Source organism: Alcaligenes nematophilus, from assembly GCF_026344155.1.
Classification (GTDB): Bacteria; Pseudomonadota; Gammaproteobacteria; order Burkholderiales; family Burkholderiaceae_B; genus Alcaligenes; species Alcaligenes phenolicus.
Genome location: NZ_JAPKMZ010000007.1, coordinates 195760 through 220264, shown reverse-complemented (window position 1 = coordinate 220264; position 24505 = coordinate 195760). Strand labels below are relative to the sequence as shown.

At 56.1% G+C, this 24505-nt stretch carries 17 protein-coding genes; 5 read left to right on the top strand and 12 right to left on the bottom strand.

From position 1 onward, the window contains the following. Positions 1-933: 933 nt before the first annotated feature. Entirely contained in the window at positions 934-2397 is a 1464-nt protein-coding gene (gene rng / locus OSH04_RS18130; RefSeq protein WP_009461688.1) for a ribonuclease G, read from the top strand. Here rng and OSH04_RS18125 read toward each other — a convergent pair. From OSH04_RS18125 to msbA, 4 genes are all read right to left on the bottom strand, one after another. Continuing rightward, complete coding sequence (locus OSH04_RS18125) at positions 2384-4162, bottom strand: amidohydrolase (protein ID WP_266108996.1); 1779 nt, start codon at positions 4160-4162, stop codon at positions 2384-2386. The two genes, rng and OSH04_RS18125, sit on opposite strands and share 14 nt — an antisense overlap. 460 nt (positions 4163-4622) lie before the next feature. Continuing rightward, positions 4623-5102, bottom strand: a complete 480-nt coding sequence (locus OSH04_RS18120) for an AAA family ATPase (protein ID WP_238441682.1) — start codon at positions 5100-5102, stop codon at positions 4623-4625. 186 nt (positions 5103-5288) lie between these two features. Next, positions 5289-5747 carry a hypothetical protein gene (locus OSH04_RS18115; RefSeq protein ID WP_115634061.1) on the bottom strand — a complete coding sequence of 153 codons (459 nt, stop codon included), beginning with the start codon at positions 5745-5747 and terminating at the stop codon, positions 5289-5291. A 30-nt stretch (positions 5748-5777) separates the two neighbouring features. Then, positions 5778-7571: a lipid A export permease/ATP-binding protein MsbA gene (gene msbA, locus OSH04_RS18110; RefSeq protein ID WP_143241206.1), complete on the bottom strand. Its 1794-nt coding sequence runs from the start codon at positions 7569-7571 to the stop codon at positions 5778-5780. Positions 7572-7718: 147 nt separating this feature from the next. Between msbA and OSH04_RS18105 the strand changes: the two genes are divergently transcribed. The 3 genes from OSH04_RS18105 to OSH04_RS18095 are packed head-to-tail and all read left to right on the top strand — an operon-like array spanning position 7719 to position 9648. Further along, positions 7719-8624 (top strand): glycosyltransferase family 9 protein, encoded by a 906-nt coding sequence (locus OSH04_RS18105; RefSeq protein ID WP_035270695.1) that lies wholly within the window; start codon positions 7719-7721, stop codon positions 8622-8624. Continuing rightward, entirely contained in the window at positions 8621-9385 is a 765-nt protein-coding gene (locus tag OSH04_RS18100; protein ID WP_009461680.1) for a YdcF family protein, read from the top strand. Before OSH04_RS18105 ends, OSH04_RS18100 begins: the two co-directional genes overlap by 4 nt. Beyond that, positions 9382-9648, top strand: a complete 267-nt coding sequence (locus OSH04_RS18095) for a zinc/iron-chelating domain-containing protein (RefSeq protein ID WP_009461678.1) — start codon at positions 9382-9384, stop codon at positions 9646-9648. The genes OSH04_RS18100 and OSH04_RS18095 overlap by 4 nt, the downstream gene beginning before the upstream one ends. Before the next feature lie 67 nt (positions 9649-9715). On the opposite strand, the gene OSH04_RS18090 is transcribed toward OSH04_RS18095, so the two are convergent. The 8 genes from OSH04_RS18090 to hrpA all read right to left on the bottom strand — a co-directional run bounded on the left by OSH04_RS18090 (position 9716) and on the right by hrpA (position 23072). Then, positions 9716-10831 (bottom strand): glycosyltransferase family 4 protein, encoded by a 1116-nt coding sequence (locus tag OSH04_RS18090; RefSeq protein ID WP_266108995.1) that lies wholly within the window; start codon positions 10829-10831, stop codon positions 9716-9718. A 158-nt stretch (positions 10832-10989) separates the two neighbouring features. Further along, positions 10990-12174 carry a glycosyltransferase family 4 protein gene (locus OSH04_RS18085; protein ID WP_137431242.1) on the bottom strand — a complete coding sequence of 395 codons (1185 nt, stop codon included), beginning with the start codon at positions 12172-12174 and terminating at the stop codon, positions 10990-10992. Then, a complete protein-coding gene (locus OSH04_RS18080; RefSeq protein ID WP_009461672.1) occupies positions 12171-12887 on the bottom strand; it encodes a polysaccharide deacetylase family protein in 717 nt (238 codons plus the stop codon). The genes OSH04_RS18085 and OSH04_RS18080 overlap by 4 nt, the downstream gene beginning before the upstream one ends. Before the next feature lie 33 nt (positions 12888-12920). After that, entirely contained in the window at positions 12921-13727 is an 807-nt protein-coding gene (locus OSH04_RS18075) for a glycosyltransferase family 2 protein (protein ID WP_266108994.1), read from the bottom strand. Then, positions 13700-14542, bottom strand: coding sequence for a polysaccharide deacetylase family protein (locus tag OSH04_RS18070; protein WP_022983576.1), 843 nt, complete (start codon positions 14540-14542; stop codon positions 13700-13702). The genes OSH04_RS18075 and OSH04_RS18070 overlap by 28 nt, the downstream gene beginning before the upstream one ends. After that, complete coding sequence (locus OSH04_RS18065; protein ID WP_083053968.1) at positions 14539-15645, bottom strand: glycosyltransferase family 4 protein; 1107 nt, start codon at positions 15643-15645, stop codon at positions 14539-14541. Before OSH04_RS18065 ends, OSH04_RS18070 begins: the two co-directional genes overlap by 4 nt. Then, positions 15642-19118 (bottom strand): DNA polymerase III subunit alpha, encoded by a 3477-nt coding sequence (gene dnaE, locus OSH04_RS18060; protein WP_266108993.1) that lies wholly within the window; start codon positions 19116-19118, stop codon positions 15642-15644. The genes OSH04_RS18065 and dnaE overlap by 4 nt, the downstream gene beginning before the upstream one ends. A 162-nt stretch (positions 19119-19280) precedes the next feature. After that, a complete protein-coding gene (gene hrpA, locus OSH04_RS18055) occupies positions 19281-23072 on the bottom strand; it encodes an ATP-dependent RNA helicase HrpA (RefSeq protein ID WP_035270709.1) in 3792 nt (1263 codons plus the stop codon). Positions 23073-23144: 72 nt separating this feature from the next. Between hrpA and argA the strand changes: the two genes are divergently transcribed. Beyond that, positions 23145-24500: an amino-acid N-acetyltransferase gene (gene argA / locus OSH04_RS18050; RefSeq protein ID WP_009461662.1), complete on the top strand. Its 1356-nt coding sequence runs from the start codon at positions 23145-23147 to the stop codon at positions 24498-24500. Positions 24501-24505 lie beyond the last annotated feature (5 nt).

Below are 24505 nucleotides of genomic sequence, written 5' to 3'. Positions count from 1 at the left end.
CTTTGCAAGCGCTTCATGGGGTTTTTCTTGGCATTTAAGAAGCAGAAACCCTTCAAAAACACTTAGACCATTGATAACAATAAGGAATAACTATAAAAATAATTTTTAGCTTATTTCGACTTTTTGCCTTCAGGCAGGAGGCTTCGAGCTTCTTCAGAGCAAAACACGAACTGAAAGCTATTTTTCTCACAGAAATTCGTTAAATCATCTCCCCCGTTCTCTGACAACTCCTCCCTCTATCCGCCTCTATATAGATAGAAGAGAAACTCCCTCCGAAAAACAGTCGCCAGTCGATGGGTTGGTTGGTTGGTTGGTTGGTTGGTTGCTGGGTGGATGGATGGATGGATGGATGGATGGATGGATGGATGGATGGATGGATGGATGGATGGATGGATGGATGGATGGATGGATGGCGGACAAAAGAACGGCCACACGAACACTGCATCGGCCCTGTGCCTTCAACCAACAGCGTCTCTATATAGATAACGAGTTGAATGGCCTCCAAGATCGAGCACTATGCTGGGCTGCTAGCCGCTCGAGGCCCCGGGTCCGGGTGTTGGGGCGAGTCAGAGTACTTGCCACAGTCGGAGCCATGATCGGGGATGCAAGCAGTCTGCTGTTTGAGCCCAAGGTTTGTGATTGGTCCGGGGGACCAATCACTGGGCGAGTTCAGACTGCGCCCCGATTGTGACTCCGACAAGGGGACCGGCGCATTGCGCCGGCAAGTAGTCCGCCCCAACACCCGGACCCGGGGCCTCGAGTGGCGACCTGCATAAAGCAGCTGGAACCTTAAACATCCCCAAGCAGTCTCCGAAACAAAGACAAGCGAAGCATTCATCCTCCCTAAACTCTCTATATAGTCATAAAGGCATAGCAGCCTCACCGACTTGGCCCTACACTAGCCCGGAACAGATATTCCTGAGCGAAATTACTATGCATGAAGACATCCTGATTAACGTCACTCCGTTTGAAACCCGTGTTGCCCTGGTCGAGCAAGGTGCTGTCCAGGAAATTCATATCGAGCGCAGCATCCAACGCGGTTATGTGGGGAACGTCTATCTGGGAAAAGTGGCGCGGGTTTTGCCCGGCATGCAAAGTGCCTTTATTGATATTGGCCTGGAACGCGCGGCGTTTATCCATGTCGCGGACTTACGCCAGAATCGCACCGAGCGTAATCAGGGTAGTCCGACCACGCCGATTGAAAAGCTCTTGTACGAAGGTCAGTCTCTATTAGTACAAGTCATCAAGGATCCTTTGGGCACCAAGGGTGCTCGTGTATCAACACAAATCAGTATTGCGGGCCGCATGTTGGTGTATCTGCCTTTTGATCCTCATATTGGCGTATCGCAACGGATTGGTTCGGATGCAGACAGGATCGAGCTGCGCGAGCGTGTCAGTCGTCTTATGCCCAAGGATGAGAAAGGCGGTTTCATCGTACGGACTCAGGCCGAATGCGCGACGGATGAAGAGATCAGTGCAGACCAGCAGTATCTGCGTACTTTGTGGACACGTATTCAGGAACGTATCCGCGAGCAAGGCGCCCCCTCTGTTCTTTATACGGACTTGAGCCTGGCGCAACGTGTTTTACGCGATATGGTGACGCCCAACACCCAATCCATCATCGTGGACTCACGCACCGTCGTGCAGGAGATGAAGGAGTGGGCACAGATTTACACTCCCTCGGTGCTTGAGCGCATCAGTCACCACAAAGGCAGTCGCGCTCTGTTTGATACAGCCCATGTAGATGAAGAAATCAATCGCGCCCTGTCGCGTCGGGTGGATTTGAAGTCCGGCGGCTATTTGATTATCGATCAGACCGAAGCACTCACTACGGTGGATGTGAATACCGGCGGTTTCGTCGGTGGTCGCAACTTTGACGACACGATCTTCAAAACAAACCTGGAAGCAGCGATTGCCCTGGCCCGCCAGCTGCGTCTGCGCAATCTGGGTGGCATCATCATCCTGGACTTTATTGATATGGACGACCCTGCTCACCGGGAGTCTGTCTTGCAGGAGCTGCAAAAAGCGCTGGCCAAAGACCGCACTCGCGTGACGATCAATGGCTTTAGTCAATTAGGTCTGGTAGAAATGACGCGCAAACGTACGCGTGACTCTTTGGCGCACCAACTATGCGAGCCCTGCCCCACCTGCCAATCGCGAGGTTCCGTCCGCACGGCCCGCACCGTCTGCTATGAAATCTTGCGCGAGGTCCTGCGCGAAGCCAAACAATTCAATCCCAAAGAATTTCGTATTTTGGCGGCTCAAGAGGTCGTGGACCTGTTTCTGGAAGAAGAAAGCCAGCACCTGGCCGTGGCGGGCGACTTTATTGGCAAGCCCATTTCCCTGGAGGTAGATCCGCACTACTCCCAGGAACAGTACGACATTATTTTGCTTTAAGTGCTGCTTGACGATTGTGGGATTGACCCTTGAGCCAATCCTCTCCATGCACGACACGCCCACCTAACAAAGTCAGCAAAGATTGTGTCTGGTGCAATTGATTGGCGGGAATGCTCAAGGGGTCTTGATTCAATACCGCAAGATCCGCTAATTTGCCTGTCTCCAGACTGCCACGAGTCTCATCAGCAAAGGCCAACCACGCCGCATCTCGCGTATACAAGGTCAAGGCCTGTTCGGGTGTGAGCAACAAATCAGCTCGGCGCTGAACGACGCCCCCCAAAGAACGCCCACTTACCTGATACTCAATAGCCTGCCAGACACCGGCCACGCCAATACGGGTGGCATCCGTCCCCCCTGCAACCCTCATACCCATCGCCATCGCAGCCTTGCTAGGCGGCGTTTGTTCGGCAACACGAGGACCATTCGCTGCCAGAATTGCAGGGGCCTCGAAGTAAGGTCCCATTTGCACGCTAAACGCCAGCCCCAAATCACGCATACGTCGCAGCGTAACAAGCGAGCCCGTATTCAAATGCGCCAGCGACCAGCGTAAATCCTTGATTGGGTGCTCACGAGCCACTTCCTCAATGGCATCAAGAATGCTGGCTGCACTGTCATCCGTATAGGCATGCAGTTCAACGGGAATACGGCGTTTTGCCGCATAGGCCAATGCCTTACGCATTTCCTTCTGATCAGTAGAAGAGGGAGCGAACCCTGGGGCCATACGTACAGCATCGTTCATGCCCATGACCAAACTTTCACCCAAGCCCAGAAATGCCAGATAACCGTCGTCATGCATGGAAGGTCGAAACGCCATATGGGTTTGCACCCAAGTCGTTTCATTTCCGCCCGGCGGAGGAGACAGACGATATCCCACACGCACGCTCAACGCGCGCTGCTGATGCAGCGAAAAGAGTGGCTCGAAAGCAGCGGGGCCACCGGCCGATGGGTCAATAAAACCGGTCACCCCACGCGCATTCAGTTCCTTAAAAAAAGCACGCAGATTGGCTTCCTGATTCAAACCCTGACTAATGTGGGCAAACAAGGCATTGAAGGGGCCAATTCCACCCAACAATTTCCCAGTCGCTTTACCCTGATCATCTCGCTCTACGGTGATACCCGCTGGCACCAAAGGTTGAGCTGTATCCAGCGCCAGCACCTCGATGCCACGGCGATTGACCAAGGCATAGTCATACAAGGACTGCACATACGCCGGATGATCCGGCACAAAACGGTCCAGGTCAGCGACCGTAGGCGCATGCTTTTCTGCAAACTGCTCGGGGATCCAGGAGCCTACCACAGCAAGCCACTGATCCGGACTACGTTCCTGTGCTGCGCGTTGCAAATCCAATAATCCCGACTGGAGGCTCAAGGCGTCATGCCAGTAGGTTTCGAACAGATAAGTTTGCCCGCCGCGTATTCCATGCAGATGGGCATCGATCAGACCAGGAATCACCACACGACCATTCGCATCCACCACCTGCGTCTCGGGACCAATTTGCGTTTGAACGTCAGCATCATTGCCAACTGCACTCAAATACCTTCCTCGCACCGCCAAGGCCGTGGCCCGCGGTTGCTCGGGGTTCATCGTCAGAATTAGAGCATTACGAATGACGATATCGGCCGATTCCCGCCCGCCGTTCGACATGACAGCCATGGTATCGGCTTCTGGCTGCGCATAAGCCACCACGCTACTCAAACTACAGGCCGTCAGTAAGGCTCGCACTAAAAAACGACGAAAACTGGGAAGGCATACGGGAGAACTCATAGCAAAGGTTTCCTGTTCTAGTTGTTCGATGCCCTTCTTGGAGAGGCAGCAGACACTGAGTCGGCATACCTTGGCAGAGCGGCCTAGCAATATGCAGGAGCCAGGTTCAAAGAGGCGACATGAGTTCACGTAAAACTCTCCAGCCATCTTGCATCTGCTCAAATCCAGGCAAAGGCAAACTCACTATAAACAGCCGAAATCAAGGTCGGTAGTAGGGTGAAAAGCACCTCAGCGTCCCATTTATGGAACGACATTGACTAGCAAGGCGAGATTTCCAAGAACTGAGCTGTTTAAGAGGACGCTGTACAGAGAGTTGTGGCTGTCATTACTGCCGAGCAGATGAGGCCAAACAGAAGCATTTGCTGAAGGTAGAGTGATACCGACAAGGTTATGGCATGAGGTAACTATCAAACTCCCCAAGCCACCCTTCCTTCAGCAGCCTGAACGCCGAAACTGAAGCTTATTCACTAATCTGATGGCGGATGATATGAAAGCCCTCTGACTCCTGAGGTGCCACAAAGTAAGAGCTGAACAAATCAAACTGCGCTTCGGTCGTCTCAAAGGGATGCTCACCACTGGCATTACGAGCATGCAAACGTGCCTTGCACAGTTCGTCAGCTACATCCAGATAATGCAGTTCGTGAGCCACAGCCGATTTTTCAATCAGTTCCCGCGCCCAAGCGCGTGTTGCCAAGGTATTGGACGGAAAATCCAGCACTACAGACATTCCAGCCTGCAACAAAGCAGCAATATGCGGTGCCATGGCCGCCCGCAACTGCGCTGAACAGCGCGCGTAATCTTCCAAAGACGCAATTTGACCGGGGTATACGTTAGCCAGCCAGAAATCTTCGCTGATTAGCACGGTCTTGGGCTGCTCGGACAGCTTTTTAGCAAGGGTGGATTTACCCGCCGCAATCTTGCCGCAAATCAGATAAAGCATCGCTGCTGTCGAGGCTATCTGTCTGGCTTGGGGTGTAGAGGCAAGATCCATAATCATCTCTGTTCATTGAGAGGGACTGAAAACAATAAACCCGCCTGAAAAAGCGGGTCACGAGCAGGACAGTCTTGTCCTGCGATCAGGGCGCCTCATGTGCTGAGCGAGTTGCCCAGCACAAAGCTTGGACACTTACAGCGGCGCAACCGGTACAAAATCATCCTCGGGCAGCACTTCTTTTGGTGCATCGTCCGGGTTGCACACACCTGGAGCACGAATTGAAGTGAAGATCTCCTGAATCTCTCGCTTCACATCAGCGCGGTAAGCGTAAACCTTTGCGTCTACCCAACCCTTTTGCATCAGGGTCAGATCGATCAGGATACTTTTATCCCAGCCCGCCCCCGGTTCCAGTTCGTAGCGCAAAGTGCCGTAGCTGGCCTGACGCTCATCCATTTTGAAAACCGCTGCTTTGCCACACTCGGCCTGATGCTTGAACAAGGCACGCTGAATACCCACAAAGTCCGTATTGATGCGGCGCTCCGTCTTGAAGTAACTGGGACGACGCAAATCCTGTTCTCGCAGTTCCGCACCCTGCTTGGCACACCCTGCCAACACAGCCAGCCCGGCCAGCGCAAGAATGATTTTCTTCATGATGTTCCTTATCGTGCAGCCCCAGGCTGCTTATTCGTTGAACTGAAACTGCATTTGGTAGAAACCGGCGTACACACCGTTGCGGGCCAGCAATTCGTCGTGACGGCCCTGCTCAATAATCCGCCCTTCGTCCAGCACCAGGATTTGATCCGCATTTTGTACGGTAGACAGACGATGCGCAATCACCAAGGTACTGCGGCCCTTCATCAGGGTCTCCAGCGACATCTGAACCTGACGCTCGGACTCATTATCCAGAGCCGAGGTGGCCTCATCCAGAATCAGAATGGGAGCATTTTTAATCAAGGCACGGGCAATGGCCAGACGCTGACGCTGGCCACCAGACAGAGAGTTGGCGTTCTCGCCCACCATCGTATCCAGACCTTGTGGCAAGCCTTCCACGAACTCGCGCAGATTGGCTGCCTCCAGCGCTTCCCAGATACGCTCCGGCGTAACATCGGCTCCCGCACCATAGGCCACGTTTTGGCCAATCGTCGCCTCAAACAGCACCACATCCTGGCTGACCAAAGAAATCTGGCTACGCAAGCTACGCAAGGTCAGCTCTTCGGAGGGAATGCCGTCTACCCGCACTTGCCCACTACTAGGAATCAAGAAACGCGGCAACATATTGGCCAGTGTGGTCTTGCCACTACCGGAACGACCAACCAGAGCAATGGTCTGGCCGGGCTGCACCGCAAAACTGACCTCGGACAAGGTATCGCGATGCGCGTTGGGGAAACGATGTGACACCGAGTCGAACTCGATATGACCGCGTACAGGCTGCGTGAACTCTCGAGTCCCGGTATCGGGCTCCGGGTCCTGGTCAACCAGCTTGAAGACACTTTCTGCCGCCACCAGCATGCGCTGCATCGTGCCGGTGATATTGGTCAAACGCTTGATAGGATCAAAAATCTGTCCCAGGGCAGCCATGAAAGCGGCAAAGCTACCGATGGTCAGCGTGCCGGTATTGGCCTGGTAAAGAGCGACAAAAATCACTCCGGCCACGGCAATCGACACAAACAGCTGTGTAATAGGAGACAGAGCGGCATCCGCAGAAGCTGCACGCATGGCGAAGCGGCGCAGGCGCGCATTCACATACATGAAACGGGTGTTTTCACGCTCGTAGCCATCAAACAGCTTGATGACACGTTGGGCATCGATAGCTTCACTGACCACACGAGTCAGCTCGGCATTCATGTTCACGGTATCGCGGTTGATGCGGCGCAGGCGACGCGACACCAGTTTGGCCACAAAGACCGAGGCGGGCATGACCAGAAACACGATCACGGTCAATTGCCAGGACATGTAAAGCAGAACGCCCAACAAGGCGATCACGGTCAAGGTTTCACGCACTACGACGGTGACCACCTCGGTGGCCACGCCAGTCATGGTGCCGGCATCAATCGTGAAGCGGTTCAGCAAACGGCCAGTATCCCCTTGCTTGAACTCCGAATCGGACAATCCCAGCAAGCGGGAGAACATGTCACCACGTAAAGTCAGCAACATTTTGTTGGCGATCCAGGCAAACAAATAAGAACTGCCGTAACTGGTCACGCCGCGCACAAACATCAGCCCGATCACCGCCAGCGGGATGGACCACATATAGTCCGGATTGGCACCCGTAAAGCCATCATCCAGCAAAGGCTTCATGATCACCGCCAGCACTGGCTGGGTAGCCGAGGAGATACTGACCAGGATCAGCGCCAGCACCGCCACCTTCCAATAAGGCAGCAAACGGCTATAAATGCGCTTCCAGAGATCGGATTTGACAGGATCGTGCCCAGCAGGCTTGATTTTGGTTTCTATGGCGTTGGACAACGAGGACACCCTATATACTATCTAATTGTGTTTATTCTAACGCTCATTGCCTGAGTCGAGCGCCTCCGCACTTGTTGGTTCTGCCTAGTTGTCCTGTTCATGTCTGATCCCTCTGCCCTTTATTTACGATTGCCTAATTGGCTAGGCGATGTATGCATGAGCCTGCCGTGTTTACAGGCTCTGCTGGATACCGGTTTGCCCGTCGTGGTTTGCGCCCGCCCCTGGGCCCGCGAACTGCTGTCGGCTTACCCCTTGCATGGCTTCATCCCCATGAGCAGCCACTGGCACCAGGATGCCAAGGCCATACGCCGTTATCGTCGCCAGCACGGCCATCGCCAAGCGTATGGCCTGCTGCTGCCCGATTCGCTGAGCAGTGCCCTCAGCTTCAAACTGGCAGGTCTGCCAGCCTGCGGTTACCGGGACGATGGCCGTAGCCTTTTATTACGATGGCCGTTAAATAAGCCGCAAAAGCAGTTGCATGCGGTGCAATCCTGGTTCTATATTGTTCAGCAGGCTTTGGCGCTGTGGAAATTGAACCCGGCGCCTGAACAAGCCCCAGCCACCCTGGATTTGACGCTCAGCCCCCTGCAACGGCAAGAAGGCGACAACAGTCTGCGCCAAGCCGCCCTGCGCCCCGGTGACTATATTCTGATCGCCCCTACCGCAACGGGACTGCACAAAGGCCGCGTCAAAGTCTGGCCGTATTTCGACCAACTGACCCGCCATCTGCAAGCCCAAGGCAAAACCGTCATTATGTGCCCCCCGCCCAACGAGCATGAGGCTGCCCTGCAAAATGCGCCCAGCGCACGTTGCCTGCCGCCCCTGCCTTTAGGAGCGTTTGCGCGGCTTTGCCAACAGGCGCAGTGGGTTATTTGCAATGACTCTGGCGTCTCCCATGTCGCGGCAGCTATCAAGGCCCAGCAGCTGACCTTATGTGGCGTCACCAACCCTGAAGACACCGGTCCCTGGTCGCCACGGGCGATTTGCCTGGGGCGCGATGGCCAATGGCCAACGCTGGACGAGGTGGTGCAAGTGCTGGAGTCAGAGCGGGAGCACCCATGAATGTATCGAGCATCCTGACCAGCCTGGTCATTCCGCTGAATTTGTTTGCCGCCCTACTACTTGTGGCGGTGCTGCTCTTTATCTTGCGCCTGCGCAAAACCGCCGCCGCTCTGGCCTTGGCCGGACTGCTCTGGACCGGCGCCTGGTCCCTGCCTGCCACCAGTCTGTATGCGGGCGGTTATCTGGAAAAAATGTATCCCTATCAGCCGGCTGAGCAGGTAACGCAAGCCGATGCCATTGTGGTTCTGGGCGGCCACACTGCTCAAAACCGCAGCAATTGGTTCTTGCCCCAAACAGCACAGAAAACATCGGCGCGGGTAGAACGAGCGGCCGATCTGTATAAAGCGGGCCGTGCACCTTACATTGTCTTGTCCGGAGCCGCGCTGGACGGCGGCATCAGTGAAGCCAAGGTCATGGCCAACACCCTGACTAATCTGGATGTGCCCGCCTCGGCCACACTGATGGAAAACGAAAGCCTGACCACCCAGCAAAATGGTGCATACACCGCCCAGCTACTGCAAGAAAAGCAGGCCAAGAAAGTCTTGTTGGTAACCTCTGCCCTGCACATGCCACGCGCCATGGCAATTTTCCGCAAGCAAGGGGTCGATGTCATTGCGGCTGGTGCCGCCCCACAGCTAACGGTTCCGAACAGCCCCGAGTTTTCCATGTGGAAACCGAATCTGATGGCCCTGCAATCCAGCCGCTCCATCATCAAGGAATATGTCGGGATTCTGGTGTACTGGTCCCGAGGCTGGGCATGATTTGCCGTTCTGAATGTGGGGCCTGCTGTATCGCCCCCTCTATCTCCAGTCCTATCCCCGGCATGCCCCACGGCAAGCCTGCGGGTGTGCCCTGTATTCAGCTGGACGAACAGCTACGTTGTCGGATTTTTGGCCAACCCGAACGCCCTGCCTGTTGTTCGGGCTTGCAAGCCTCGCCGGAAATGTGCGGAGAAAAGCGGGAAGATGCCTTGATCTGGCTGACGGAGCTGGAAACACTCACTGCTCCGTCCCTCAACAACTAAGCATAAAAAAAGCGTTCTGAAATACACTCAGAACGCTTTTTACTACAGGCTTGGCCTGCACCTGACTTTATAGCGCCCGCGCCTTCAAATAGGCCTGATAGGTATCCACCGAAAAACGCTGCGCATCAAAACGGTTTTCTGCGCGCTGCCTGGCACGCTTGCCCACGGTATGCAAGCAGTACTTCTGACATAACATGTCTCGGACATGCGCCTCAATGGCTGCCACGTCTCCACAAGGCACCACCCAACCCTCATGCAAATGCTCGATGCTTTCCGGTAAACCACCCGCATTGGAGATCAAGACGGGCAACCCCAAAGCCAAGGATTCGTAGCACGCGTACGAGGCCGACTCTTTGTATGAAAGCACAAACCCCACATCACAGGCAGCCAGGATCGACCGCACATCCTTAACCAAGCCGGGGAAAACCAATTGTTCGGCACAGCCCAAAGCCTGCACTTGCTCCCGAACAGCCTGCGCAGGTGGATCACCTGCTACCACAATCCGAACGCGCTGCTTGAGTTCCGGCTCCAGACGGGACACTGCTTCAACCAGCAGCAACCAACCTTTTTCCAGATCCGTGCCACCCACTGAGCCCAGCACCAAACTGTTCTCTGCCAAATCAGCGCCGAAAAGTGCTTGGCGTGCAGCCTGCTTTTCCTGCGCGGAAACCGGGGAATAATGCTCCAAGTCCAGACCGTGATAAATCCGTTCAACGTTGCAACGCCGATAATCGGAATTGGCGAGTTGGCGGGCAACATAATCGCTGACAGCAATGCAAAGATCAGTCCCAAAGCGCGCCCGCAAACGGTTACCCATGCTGTGTAGACGCTTGGTATTGTGTTTGGTCCAGATAATAACGGGAGGATTCGACAAGGTTTTGCAGGCGATCATGACATGACGATGATCGGTACTGCCATTGCAATGCACGATATCGAAGGCTTCGCGCTGCAAAAAACGGCGCAGGTTCCAGATTTCCGACAAGGCCGTCCCGATACGGGCGGTATACAGGCCTGGGAACACTCTTACACCGGGTATCTGCGACGCTTCCCGATACAGTCGGCCCGTTGCCGGTGCCGCCAGAGTGAATTCACACTGATGGGCCAAACCGCGCAACAAACCCAGAATATAGGTGACATGGCCACCGCCATTACCATGGTGAATATCAGTGATCAGGACCTTCAAAACTCGCTCCGTCAGCGGCTGTGAATGACAGACAAATACTCAGATCGAGCATCTACAGGCCACAAAGTGTATCCGCTATTGCGTAAGCTGAACAATGACTGAACAGCAGTTTTGACGATTTAATCTCGGTAAAAGAGAAAACCTGGCTGCACCTGCCTTTAATCTTGGCGGCGAAGCAACACTTTTTGATACAGGTCCTGATAGCGAGTCGCGACGGCAGGCCAACTGAATTGCACCAATAACTCACGCGAGTTCTCGATCAGGTTCCTGGCCATGGCCGGGTCCTTGCTGATTTTCTCAATCGCCTGAGCCAGTTCCTGAGCATCCTCCGGATGGCTGAGCAGCAGTGCGTGATAGCCGCCCTGCACATATTGGGCAAAGCCGCACCACGGAGCCGGGCTCAGGACAACCGGCAAGCCATAGGACATGGCTTCCAGCGGTGCCATGCCAAAGCTGTCATTCAGGGTGGGATGCACGTAGATATCGGCAGCGCGATAAAAAGGTTCGACGTTGGAGGTTTCACCCTGCAGGATAACGCGATCCTGCATATTCAGAGTCTGAAGCTGCTGGCGTATCTGGTCACGCAGACCCGGCTTTCCGCCCACCACCAGCAATCGATAATGGGAAGGCAGTTTCGCCAAGGCTTCCAGCACCGTATTCAAGCCTTTACGCAGCGGATTACGAGCCACCAACAGGCAGACGACCTGATCGTTCGTAAAACCCAAAGACTCGCGAACCTGGGTGCGCTCCTGGCCTTGGGCATCGGCTTGCGGCAAGGCCACACCGGGAGCAATGACGGGATAGTCGTGCACGCTGCCATAGGCTTGCTGCAATTGTTCGGCAATCAGGCCCGAAACGGCGACTACGGCATGAGGACCAGGGCGCAAACGGCGTTTTTCCAGGCCCAGATACCCCCAGACCCTCGGGCTGAAGTAAGAGCCCAGTTTTTTCAACAAAGGCAAAGGCCGCACGCGCCAGTTAAACCGCACGGGGGTGACATGCACTACTTCCACGTCCCCGCACCAGCCGTTCATGTGCGAGTGCACAATATCAAAACCTTGCGCCGTGGCCTTGGCGGCCTGACGGGCAAACAGGATGCCGCGTATCCAGCCCGGCCAATGCGACCAATGTCGAATAGGCACATAGGCTAGCTTCAAATCACAGCGACTGTCATATTCGCGCGCAAACACGGTGATTTCGTGTTTTTCGGCCAGCTCGCGCATCAGTTCCACCCCATACGCTTCAGCGCCGCCAAAGCGGTTACCGAAACGGTCGACCACAAAAGCGATGCGCAGGCGCTCGGGAATCGCAGCGGGAGTGTCGCGGGTTTGATCTGAGCTCATGAGCGGGAAACCGTACGACGCTTGTCTTCCAGGCGTGTCACGCACTTTTGCACGAAGCGCAAAATATTGGTGGAACGCGAGACCGTCACACGGGGCAAGTCAAATAAATCATCGTCTGAACGGGCCAGACCGCGATTGGTCGTGGTGGCATTCAGATAACCAGCCTGACGCACCTGCTCACGAATAGCCTGATTCTGATCGCCATAGGGATAGCAAAACGCGCTGACTTCCACTTGCAGCACGTCCTGCAGCTCTGCCTTGGATTGCGCGATCTGGTAATGGGCAATTTCCGAGGACACATCGGTCAGATGCACATGGTCCAGCGTATGCGAACCGGCTTCATGACCGGCGTTCACCCAGGCGCGCAGTTCTGGCAAGGACATCAGACCGGAATGCGGCACTCCTTTGGGTTGGTCCCAGAAGTTCGAACCGTCCAGATGCCGCGCCACAATGTAATTGGTCGCCGTAAAGCCCAATTCATCCAGCACCGGCATGGCGTTCTGAAAGACGTTACGGTAGCCATCATCAAAGCTGATTCCCACAACCTTGCCCTGCTTTTCACCTCGCAGGTACGGCATCAGTTGCGCCATGGATAAACCACGGTAACCCAAGCGCTTGAGCCAAGTCATCTGGCGCCGAAAATCAGTAGGATGCACGGTCAAACCACGGTAAGGCGAGCCCTTGGGAGCAGGCACCCCGACCTGGTGGTACATAAGAATCGGAATCATAGGCGGCATTATAAGGGGCTAATCAGACTTCTGACGGGTGTAATACCACAGCTTACTATATCGAAACAGGCTGCCAGAAGCGGCCATACACGCCAGAATGAAGCCTTGCGGGCCATCCAGAAATCCCCGTCGAACAATATAGTGACGCACGAAGGTCCAGCTGGCATGGCCAGCAATGCCCGGCAGGCTGGTGGTCTTGCCCTTGGCCTGCATTTGACGGGCCGCATCCGAGGAATAACGGTTGATCTTGTCAATAAAGACTTCAAGGCTGGCGTAGGGGTAATGCAGAAAATGTCCATCCAAGACCAGGACTGGATGCTCGGTCTGCACGCTTTCATGGACTTTGGCGTCGTTAAAGCGGGCTGTGCCACGCTTGAACAGTCGTAATACCCGGTCTGGCCACCAACCGCTATGGCGCATCCAGCGGCCAGCGAACTCTGACAGGCGGGCAATCCGGTAAGCCGTACCACGAGGCTGAGTCATTTCCTGCTGAATCAGTTGTGCAAGCTCGGGCGTAACACGCTCGTCCGCATCAATGGACAGCACCCACTCGCCCGTGGCCTGATCCAGTGCCCGATTCTTCTGCGGCCCAAAACCGGGCCAATCCGGGGTGACCGTAACGTTCGCCCCCATGGAACGGGCGATCTCCACCGTCTCATCCGTACTGCCCGAGTCCACCACAATAATCTCGTCCGCAAAGGCAACGGATTCCAGGCAGGCACGAATATGCGCCTGCTCGTTTTTCGTGATCAGGATAACGGACAGGCGCTTGCCAGAACTCGACGCGGCGCAATGCCCTACTTCTGTCGTTGACGACGACGCCATGCTTTCCACCTGTTGAAAATCGGACCGATCACGGGATGTACCGCAACATTCAGCCTGCGTCCTACCGATACGCCCGTCGTGTCACGCACGGCGAAACGATAAATGTGCAAAGGATCGCTACCAGGCTGGTTGGAGCCGAAGGCGCGCGTTGTATACAGATAGCGGAAACCGGCTTGCTGGGCGACCTGCACATAATCAGGATCAAAATAGCCTTGCGGCCAACACAGCTGGTCAGAGACCATACCCATATTGGCCTTCAAGGTCTGACGGGATTGCTCCAGTTCCCAACGCATCTTGTCATTCTTTTGATCGCGCTGTTCGCTCAGGTCCCAGCGAGTATGGGTATGAGTATGACTGTGGAACTCGAACACACCATCAGCCTGCATGGCGTGGATTTCACTCCAGCGCAAAATCACCTCGTCGCTGCGACCTTGCTCGATACGCGCTTCACATTCACGATGATCCGGGCATTCGGGCACGTCCTGGCCCTGGCCCAGATAAGGGCGCACAGGCCCCTCATTGATCCAGCTTGTCACCAGGAAAATCACGGCATTGAAGCCATATTTTTTCAACAAGGGATAAGCGTAGACCCAGTTATCCAGGTAGCCGTCATCAAAGGTAATCAGTACCGATTTGGGCGGTACGCCCTGCCCTTGCAAATGGCCTACAAATTGCTCGGTTGTCAGGCTGGTCCAGCCGTTTTTCTTCAACCATTGCAAATGCTGCTCGAAATGCTCGGGACTGGCATTGATCATGCCCCCTTCCGGGGTGACATGGTGGTACATCATGACGGGCACAGTGCTTGCCACTTTCATCCCTGAAGCTCCTTTAACCAAGCATAATAAGCGCCTTCCAGCCGGTCGCCCATGGCAACCGGGGTAAAGCGCTCGTCGCTACGACAAAACAGGCGCCCTGCGGCTCCCATTTCCTGACGCAACTCCGTGCTCCGGATCATTTTTTCCAAGGCGGCACGCCACTGCTCCGGGTCGTGCAAATCCGCCAGCAAACCGCTGCGGCCTTCTTGCATCATCTCCGGGACCCCGCCAACGCGACTGCCCAGCACAGGAATGCCAGCGCTTCCAGCTTCTACAAAAACAGTGCCCGACGCTTCCATATGGGTCGCCAAGGCAAAAATATCCAGATTGGGCAGAATCGAGGGCACATCTGCACGAGCGCCCAGCATATGAATCCGCCCTTGCAGCCCCAGCTCCGCGATCAAGGCCTGCAACTGTTCATAACCCGGAGAGCCGCCCCCCACCAGCACCAAGTGCAATTGAGGGTAGCGATCAAATAAAGGCTGCATGGCGGCGATCAGTTCATGATGGCCTTTTTCGCGCCGCAATACGGCAACGCAACCTACCAGCAAGGTATCAGACGCCAAACCCAACTGGGCACGCAAATCCAGGAGGGGCGCTGAATCAATCACGCTGGGATCGACACAGGGATAGACCACCCGAACATGCCCAGGTTTCACGCCCCGCTCGATCAGGTGATCGCGCACATAATCGCTGGGCGTAATCACCCGTTTTGGCACGATGGTGTAAGACATCAAGGAGCCCACTTTCTTGGCCAGATGGCGCGTACGCACAATCAAGGGAGTTCCCGCCAGGCGCCCGGCCACACCGGCCAGCATGGTGTCACGGCGGCTATGGCTGTTCAGCACATCAAACTGACCTTGGCGCAAGACCCGACGCAACTGGCGCACACCGCGCATGTAATTGGCCGGGCCATCCATCAACAGGGTATGAACCACAAAACCCTCGTCGCGCAGGCGCTCGGTCAACTGGGCGTGGGGTTGGCAGGCGGCCTCCACCTGATGCCCCCTTTCGCGCAAGATGCGCATGGCTCGCAGAATGTAGTTTTCCTGACCACCAAAGCTGGTGGCAGCTTCCGAGTGCAGAATGCGCAAGGGCCTCATCGGTAGCTGATCTCCACCTCGCGCGTGGCGTCCCAGCCTTCCAGCTGCTCCAGCAGGGAATCCGCCAGACGAACACGCCACTGCGGGCCCAACTGCACCACGCACTCATAATCGGGACGCAGCAGTTGTACCTCGACCGGCACCCCGCCCTGCTCCTGGGCACGGTGTGGTGCCAACAAGGTTTGCAGACGCTGTGCGTCGGCATTATTGTTCAGGCCGATGCTCAGGCAACTGGCACGGGCTTCACGGGCCAACTGCAAGTCAAAAATAGCATCAGCATTGATACGCAAACCGCCGGTGTAATCGTCGTTGCTGACCTTGCCCTGGATGATGATCAACTGGTCTTCTTTCAGGCGCTGGCGATGCTCTTCAAACAGCTCATTGAAGATGGCCACTTCCAGCTGCGCCGAGCCGTCATCCAGCATGGCGTAAAGCATCTTGCCGCGACGTGTCATGCGTACACGCACCGCTGACAGCACACCGGCAAACCACTGCGGACTGCGCGACGCTTCCAGACGTGCCAACGGTGTCGGTGCAAAACGGCGGACCTCATCACGCCAGGCGTCAAACAAATGGCCGCTGAAGTAAAAGCCCAGTGCCGTCTTTTCCTGACGCAAGCGATCTTGCAGGCTCCAGGGAGCCACTTTCGCAACCTCGCCTTCCACAATATCGTTGGAGTCGTCATCAAACAGCGAAGACTGGTTGGCGCTACGTTCGGCCTGTTCGGCAGCTTCGGTAGCGGCACCGATACTGGCCAACAAAGCGGCGCGGTTTTCATCAATCGTGTCAAAAGCGCCGGCACGCACCAAGGCTTCAATGGTGCGCTTGTTCACCTGATGGCGGTCTACACGACGGCAGAAATCAAACAGGCTGGTGAAAGGACCGCCTTGCTTGCGAGCATCCACAATTGCTTCAACCGCAGCCTGACCGGTCCCCTTCACGGCGCCCAGACCGTAGCGCATGGTGCGTGGCGGCAAGCCTTTTTCCGTATAGCTGTCCTGCACAGGCTCAAAGCGATAGTTGGACGCATTGATATCTGGCGGCAAGACTTCCACGCCGTTGGCCAGCGCGTCCTTCCAGAAAATCTGTACCTTATCGGTATCGTCCATATCGGACAGCAAAGTCGCGGCCAGGAACTCGGCCGGATGGTGGGCTTTGAGCCAGGCTGTCTGATAGGCAATGAGAGCATAAGCAGCGGAGTGACTCTTGTTAAAGCCATAGCCCGCAAACTTTTCCATCAGGTCAAACAGCTTGACCGCCAATTCAGGGTCGTGGCCTTTCTTGACCGCCCCTTCCTCAAACAGAACCCGGTGCTTGGCCATCTCCTCGGGCTTTTTCTTGCCCATGGCACGGCGCAGCAAGTCGGCACCACCCAACGAGTAGCCGCCGATAATCTGCGAGATCAGCATCACCTGTTCCTGGTAGACAATCACCCCGTAGGTACTGCTCAAGGTGCTCTCCAGATCCGGGTGGAAATAATCCACTTCAGCCCGACCGTGTTTACGGTTCACGAAGTCCACCACCATGCCTGACTCCAGCGGCCCCGGACGATACAGGGCCAGCATGGCGATAATGTCTTCAAAAGTGGAAGGCCGCAGACTGCGCAGCAGCTCCTTCATCCCACGCGATTCCAGCTGGAACACCGCTGTCGTATTACCTTCGCACAACAGCTTGTAGGAGGCGTCGTCATCCAATGGCAAGGCCATGATGTCGAACTCGCGCTTGTCCGCATTGAACTGGCGTACATAGCGCACGGCCCAGTCCAGAATCGTCAGGTTGCGCAGTCCCAGAAAGTCAAACTTGACCAGGCCGGCAGCCTCCACGTCGTCCTTGTCGTATTGCGACACGGCGTTGGCGTCCGGGCCAGACTGGGCATACAGCGGGCAAAAATCGATCAATTTGCCGGGCGCAATCAAGACCCCCCCGGCGTGCATGCCCACACTACGGGTCAGGCCTTCCAAGGGACGGGCCAGATCGATCAGGGCTTTGACTTCCTCGTCGTTCTCGTAACGCTCGCGGAAGGCCGGCTCATCGGCCAGCGCACGTTCCAGCGTCCAGGGATCGGCGGGGTTGAAAGGAATCAGTTTGGACAAGCCATCGCACAGGCTGTAAGGCAGTTCCAGCACACGGCCTACGTCGCGCACCACGGCTTTTGCGCCCAGAGTACCGAACGTGGCGATCTGGCTGACGGCCTGACGGCCATATTTCTGTTTAACGTAATCAATAACGCGTTCGCGGTTGTCCTGACAAAAGTCCACGTCAAAGTCAGGCATGGATACCCGCTCGGGGTTCAGGAAACGTTCGAACAGCAAGTCATAGCGCAAGGGATCCAGATCAGTAATCCCCATGCTGTAAGCCACCAGGGAACCCGCCCCCGAACCCCGGCCCGGCCCTACGGGCACGCCATTGTGCTTGCCCCAGTTAATGAAGTCCGCCACGATCAGGAAGTAGCCGGGAAAGCCCATGGAAATAATGGTGTTGCACTCCCACATCAAACGCTCTTCGTAAGTGGGGCGTTGCTTCTCGCGCTCCTCGGGGTCGGCATACAGCTGCTTCAAGCGGATTTCCAGACCGTCTTTGGCCTGTTGAATCAGGAAGTCACCCAGCGACATGCCATCGGGCGTGGGAAAATCGGGCAGATAGGGTTTGCCCAGTTCCAGCTCCAGGTTGCAACGCTTGGCAATTTCCAACGTGTTTTCCAGCGCAGCAGGAACGTCCGCAAAGCGCTGCTGCATTTCGTCCGAGCTTAGAAAATATTGCTCTTGCGTAAAACGCTTCACACGCTTGGGGTTGGCCAGCTGTTCGCCTTCGGCAATACACACCCGCACCTCATGCGCGCGGAAATCGTCCGGGGCAATAAACTGAATCGGGTGCGTCGCTACCACGGGCAGGTCCAGCTCCGCGGCCAAGCGCATGGCAGCTTGTACATACAGTTCGTCGCCGTCCGCACCGCTGCGTTGCAACTCAATATAGAAAGCGCCCGGGAACAGACTGTCCCAGTGGCGGGCGCAATCACGGGCCAATTCCAGATTGCCATCGGCCAGAGCCTGGCCTACATCACCCATACGAGCACCGGACAAGGCAATCAAGCCACTACATTCTTTCAGCCAGGCGCGCTGTACCTCTGCCCGCCCCTTGTATTGGTTCCCCAACCAGGCGCGGGTCAGAATGTCACACAGGCTCAAGTAACCGGCCTCGTTTTGCACCAGCAATAGCAAGCGCGACGGTTTTTCGCGGTCTTCCTCGTTTTGCAGCCAGATATCACAGCCCATGATGGCTTTCAGCCCGGCTTTACGCGCCGAGGTATAGAACTTGATCTGTCCAAACAAGTTGCACAAGTCCGTCAAAGCCAGTGCAGGCTGCCCATAGGCCTGCGCTTTCTTGATCATTTCGGGAATACGGGCGATGCCGTCCACCACGGAGAACTCCGAGTGGGATCGCAAATGGACAAAGGAAGGGGTGGTTTCGCTCATGATGGAATTGTACTGAAGCCTATGGACATTGTTGAGGCTGAAATGGCGCTACGGGTGAATACCTTGAAACGTATTGCAAGGCATTCAAACCCAAAGCACATGATCTGCAAGGGCGCATCCCAATGCCCAATATCGCCCTGCAGATCTCAAACGGCTACCGTCTTAGCGTTGCAGCGCCGCCCAGGCTTTTTCCAGACGCTTGACCGAAACCGGCATGGGGGTGCGTAACTCTTGCGCAAACAAGGACACGCGCAGTTCCTCCAGCATCCAGCGGAAATCCCGCAAACCGCTATCAGTCGCACCTTTCAGCGCGGCCACGGCACGCTGGTACTTGGTCAGCAAAACCGACATATCCTGCATCAGGCGTTGATCGCGAGCCGGATCGGCACGCAGCTTGTCCACCCGTGTTTGTACCGCTTTCAAGTAACGCGGCATATGCGCCAACTGCGCGTATTCATTGCTTTCCAGAAACAAGGTAGGCATCAAGGCGTTCAATTGCTGCTGTATGTCTTTCAAAGCCTCGGGGTGGGCCTTGATTTGCGCCAGTTTCTTCTGGGCGGCACTCCATTCAGTCAGAATCTGCCCGGCCAGACGCGCCACTTCCTGGGCCACCAGACCCAGACGGCTGCGGCCCTCCTGCACACGAGCCTCGAACTCGGCCTGGTTCTTGGGCCAGGGCTCCATCATGCAGGACTGTTCCAGAGCCACATCAATGATCTGATCACGCAATTGTTCCTGCGTCCCCAGATTGATGTACAGCATGCTGATACGAGTCAGGTCCGTAATGTTCTTTTCCAGAAAGCGCACCTGCTCGCGCAGGGCCAAACGGAACAAGCGGCGCAAACCCTGACGGTGCTGACGCTGGGCCTGGGCCGGGTCATCGAACACATCCAGATCGCAATGGGTTTTCTTGTCGATCAAGGCCGGGTAGCCAATAAAGCTGCGCCCCTTGCGTTTGATTTCCATCAGCTCGGGCAGTTCACCAAAGCTCCAGCTGGTCAGTTGCTCGTGATCCAGCACTTGCGCTACCTGTTCGTCGCTGGCGGCCATTTGCTGGAAGGATGCCTGGGCCTGACGGCCATGCTCGGCCTTGAGCTGATCCAGATTGCGCCCGCCCGACAACATGCGGCCATGCTCGTCAATGACCCGGAAGTTCATGAACAAGTGCGTCGCCAGCGTCTCGGGTTTGAAGTCACTGCGCTGCGGCCTTTGCTTGAGCTGAGTCCACATATCCTGCGAAATGGCGTCCAGCAGGCTCATGCCCGGATCGGCTGCTTTTTCAAACCAGCGTTGGTGAAAGGCGGCAGCATAATCGGGCAGCGGCACACAATGGCGGCGAATGCGTTGCGGCAAGGATTTCAGCAAAGCCAGCACTTTTTCTTTCAGCATGCCGGGCACCAGCCACTCGCAACGCGCAGCGTCGATCTGGTTCAAGGCGAACAAGGGAACGCTCAAGGTCACCCCATCGCGCACCGAGCCCGGCTCGAAGTGATAATCCAGCGCCATCTTCACGCCCTGCCATTCAACGGAGCGCGGAAAGACCTCGGTGGTGATGCCGGCTGCGTCGTGCTGCATCAATTCGTCGCGGTTCAGCTCCAGGCCCTTGGCCTCTTCTTTGGACAAGCCCTTGAACCACTTTTCCAATGTGGCGGTCTGGTACACGTCCTTGGGAATGCGCTGATCGTAAAACGCGTAGATCAGTTCCTCATCCACCAGAATATCCGGGCGGCGGGATTGGTGCTCCAAACGCTCTACCGCCTGTATCTGCTGACGGTTATGACGCAGGAAAGGCAGGTTGGAGTCGATCTCGCCTGGCACCAGAGCCTGGCGCAAGAACAACTCGCGTGCCTGCACCGGATCAATGCGGCCAAAGTGAATGCGACGGCCACTGTAAATCAGCAAGCCATACAAGGTAGCGCGCTCATTGGCCACTACCTGCCCGGCTTTCTTCTCCCAGCGCGGATCGCCCCAGGTTTTACGCAGCAAATGGGCGCCAACTTTTTCAATCCATTGCGGCTCGATACGCGCCACACAGCGGGCAAAGAGTCGCGTGGTTTCCATCAGCTCGCCCGCCAGAATCCAGCGGCCTGCTTTCTTGACCAGCTTGGAGCCGGGGTGAATCACAAAGCGCAATTCACGCGTACCTTGATAGACACCCGTTTCTTCACTCTTGTAGCCAATATTACCGATCAAGCCCGTCAACAAGGCCAGATGCACCTGCTCATACGTGGCTGCCGAGGGGTTGGCGACCCAGCGCTGCTCCTGTACCAGACTGCGTAATTGAGTATGAACATCCCGCCATTCACGAATACGCAAAGGGGACAACAAAGCCTGTTTGACACTATTGGCAAACTTGCGCTGCGAGCTTTGCTCCTGCGACAGCTCTTCCAGCCAGTTCCATAGCTTCACATAGGACAGGAACTCGGACTTGTCGTCGTTGAAACGGGCATGGGCCTGATTGGCCGCTTCGCGCTCATGGACAGGACGATCACGCGGATCTTGCACGGACATGGCCGAGGCCACGATCAGCATTTCCGTCAAACAATGATGTTCATGACCGGCCAGAATCATGCGGGCCACACGCGGGTCCACAGGCAGTTTGGCCAGGGAACGGCCTACCTTGGTCAGGCGCTGCTGTTCATCCAGCGCACCCAGCTCTTGCAGAATTTGATACCCATCGGCAATCGCCCGGCCCGTGGGCGGCTCCACAAAGGGGAAGGTTTCCACATCGTCCAGATGCAAGGCCTTCATGCGCAAAATCACCGAGGCCAGCGAGGAGCGCAAAATCTCGGGATCCGTAAAGGGGGGGCGGCTCTTGAAATCCTGCTCGTCATACAGACGAATACAGATACCGGGGCCAATACGACCGCAACGCCCTGCCCGCTGGCTGGCCGAGGCCTGACTGATCGCTTCAATACGCAGTTGCTCGACCTTGTTGCGCCAGGAATAGCGCTTGATACGCGCCAGACCACTATCGACCACAAAGCGAATGCCGGGCACGGTCAGCGAGGTTTCTGCCACATTGGTCGCCAGCACCACACGGCGCGCATTGCCTTTGGGTCGGAAAATACGTTCCTGATCCGCCTGCGACAGACGCGCAAACAAGGGCAGGATCACGGTATTGATGGGCTTTTCTTTTTCCAGCGCCTCGGTGGCTTCGCGGATTTCACGCTCACCAGGCAGGAAGACCAGAATGTCGCCCGTACCATGCCGGGCACATTCCTGCACCGCATCCACAATGCCTTGCATCAGATCCCGCTCTTCCTCGGAGGCGGAACGGCGTTCTTCGGCATCGACCAAAGACGGGTCCAGAATCGGGCGGTACACAATATCGACGGGATACAAACGGCCCGACACTTCAATGACAGGCGCCTTCTTGCCCTTGTGGGCAAAGTGCTGCGCGAAACGCTCGGCATCAATTGTGGCCGAGGTAATGATCAGCTTCAGGTCCGGACGCCGTGGCAGCAACTGCTTTAAAAAGCCCAGCAGGAAGTCAATATTCAGACTGCGTTCATGGGCCTCGTCAATAATGATCGTGTCATAGCGGCTTAACAGGGGATCGCGCTGGGACTCGGCCAGCAAGATACCGTCTGTCATCAATTTGATGGCCGAGCGCGGTCCGGTCTTGTCGTTAAAGCGGATTTGGTACCCTACCCAGTCACCAATCTCCGATTGCAGCTCCTGGGCAATACGCTTGGCGACCGACGTGGCGGCCAGACGGCGCGGCTGAGTATGACCAATAATCTTGCCCTGCAGGCCACGGCCCAGCTCCAGACAGATTTTGGGTAATTGGGTGGTTTTGCCCGAGCCGGTTTCACCACACACAATGACCACCTGATGGTCTTTGATCGCCTGCGCAATTTCGGCCCGTCGGGCGCTGACTGGCAGGTCATCAGGATAAGAAATTGTTGGTAAAGAGTGTGGGTTTTCAGTCAATTCGTCGGACTCGTGCATGAAAGGTAGTTTCTGGTACAGACATCATTATAATTTTGGCTTGAAACCATTTGGACGCAAAGATCCCCCGCAATGAACACAGACATCCCCGACTCGTACAACGCCATCGAACCACCTGATGAATCCCAGGCACAATTTGTGCGATGGTTCAGGGAAGTGGCGCCTTATGTGCACGATTTTCGTGGCAAGACGTTCGTGGTGGCCTTTGGGGGCGAGCTCATCAACGATGGACTGCTCTACACCCTGATCCCGGATTTGTCGCTGCTGTCAGCACTGGGCATCAAGCTGGTGCTGGTGCATGGCTCCCGCCCCCAGGTCAATGAGCAACTGCGCCTGAAAGGCGAAACCACGCAATTTGGTCGCGGTACCGAGCCAACCAGTGCGGTCGCTCTGGAATGCGCCAAAGAAGCCGCTGGTGAAATTCGCCTGGACATTGAAGCCGCATTCAGCCAGGGTTTGCCCAACACCCCCATGTCACATGCCCAGATTCGCATCATTTCGGGCAACTTTGTGACCGCGCGTCCGGTGGGCGTGATTGATGGCCTGGACTTCAAGCATTCTGGCGCGGTACGCAAGCTGGACGTGGACGCCATGCGGCTGATCATGAGCCAAGGAGCGCTTATTCTACTCTCCCCATTGGGTTTTTCTCCAACTGGCGAGGCCTTTACCCTGGACATGGAAGATCTGGCCACCAGCACGGCCATCGCCCTGCGCGCTGAAAAGCTGATTTTCCTGACCCCGGAGCATATCGGGCACTCCAATAATCTGGATATCGATTCGGAGCTGGCCCGTGCCGATGCCGACTCCCTGCTGGCCTCGGGCAAGCTGGACGAGGACTGCTCCACCTTCCTGCGCTACGCCTCGCAAGCCGTCAAACGCGGTATTGCCCGTGCGCACCTGGTGCCCTACAAGCAGGACGGCAGCATTTTGCTGGAGATCTTCACCCACGATGGGGTGGGCACCATGGTGGTGGAAGACACACTGGACGATTTGCGCCCGGCCAATCTGGACGATGTGGGTGCAATCGTGCAACTGATCGAACCCCTTGAAATTGACGGCACCCTGGTCCCCCGTGGCCGTTCGGTCATCGAGCGCGAGGTGGAGCAGTTCACGGTTCTGGAGCACGACGGCATTATTTACGGCTGTGTGGCCTTGATTCCATACGAAGAAGAAAGCATGGCCGAAATGGCCTGTCTCATCGTGCACCCGGAATGGCAAGGCTCGGGCGAAGGTGAAATTCTCTTGCGCCATACCGAAGCCAAGGCCCGTGCGGCCGGCTTCAAGCGTCTGTTTGTGCTGACCACCCGCACGTCTCACTGGTTTATCAAGCGTGGCTTTGTACAAGGTGGCGTGTCCGATCTGCCCAAGGGCAAGCAGTCGCATTACAACCGTTCGCGCAACAGCATGGTCTTTATTAAAAAGCTGTAAGCCGG

Coding starts and splice junctions, on each gene's coding strand:
- rng (WP_009461688.1), top strand. CDS start 934: ATGCATGAAGACATCCTGATTAACGTCACTCCGTTTGAAACCCGTGTT.
- OSH04_RS18125 (WP_266108996.1), bottom strand. CDS start 4,162: ATGAGTTCTCCCGTATGCCTTCCCAGTTTTCGTCGTTTTTTAGTGCGA.
- OSH04_RS18120 (WP_238441682.1), bottom strand. CDS start 5,102: ATGCTTTATCTGATTTGCGGCAAGATTGCGGCGGGTAAATCCACCCTT.
- OSH04_RS18115 (WP_115634061.1), bottom strand. CDS start 5,747: ATGAAGAAAATCATTCTTGCGCTGGCCGGGCTGGCTGTGTTGGCAGGG.
- OSH04_RS18105 (WP_035270695.1), top strand. CDS start 7,719: ATGAGCCTGCCGTGTTTACAGGCTCTGCTGGATACCGGTTTGCCCGTC.
- OSH04_RS18100 (WP_009461680.1), top strand. CDS start 8,621: ATGAATGTATCGAGCATCCTGACCAGCCTGGTCATTCCGCTGAATTTG.
- OSH04_RS18095 (WP_009461678.1), top strand. CDS start 9,382: ATGATTTGCCGTTCTGAATGTGGGGCCTGCTGTATCGCCCCCTCTATC.
- OSH04_RS18085 (WP_137431242.1), bottom strand. CDS start 12,174: ATGAGCTCAGATCAAACCCGCGACACTCCCGCTGCGATTCCCGAGCGC.
- OSH04_RS18080 (WP_009461672.1), bottom strand. CDS start 12,887: ATGTACCACCAGGTCGGGGTGCCTGCTCCCAAGGGCTCGCCTTACCGT.
- OSH04_RS18075 (WP_266108994.1), bottom strand. CDS start 13,727: ATGGCGTCGTCGTCAACGACAGAAGTAGGGCATTGCGCCGCGTCGAGT.
- OSH04_RS18070 (WP_022983576.1), bottom strand. CDS start 14,542: ATGAAAGTGGCAAGCACTGTGCCCGTCATGATGTACCACCATGTCACC.
- OSH04_RS18065 (WP_083053968.1), bottom strand. CDS start 15,645: ATGAGGCCCTTGCGCATTCTGCACTCGGAAGCTGCCACCAGCTTTGGT.
- dnaE (WP_266108993.1), bottom strand. CDS start 19,118: ATGAGCGAAACCACCCCTTCCTTTGTCCATTTGCGATCCCACTCGGAG.
- hrpA (WP_035270709.1), bottom strand. CDS start 23,072: ATGCACGAGTCCGACGAATTGACTGAAAACCCACACTCTTTACCAACA.
- argA (WP_009461662.1), top strand. CDS start 23,145: ATGAACACAGACATCCCCGACTCGTACAACGCCATCGAACCACCTGAT.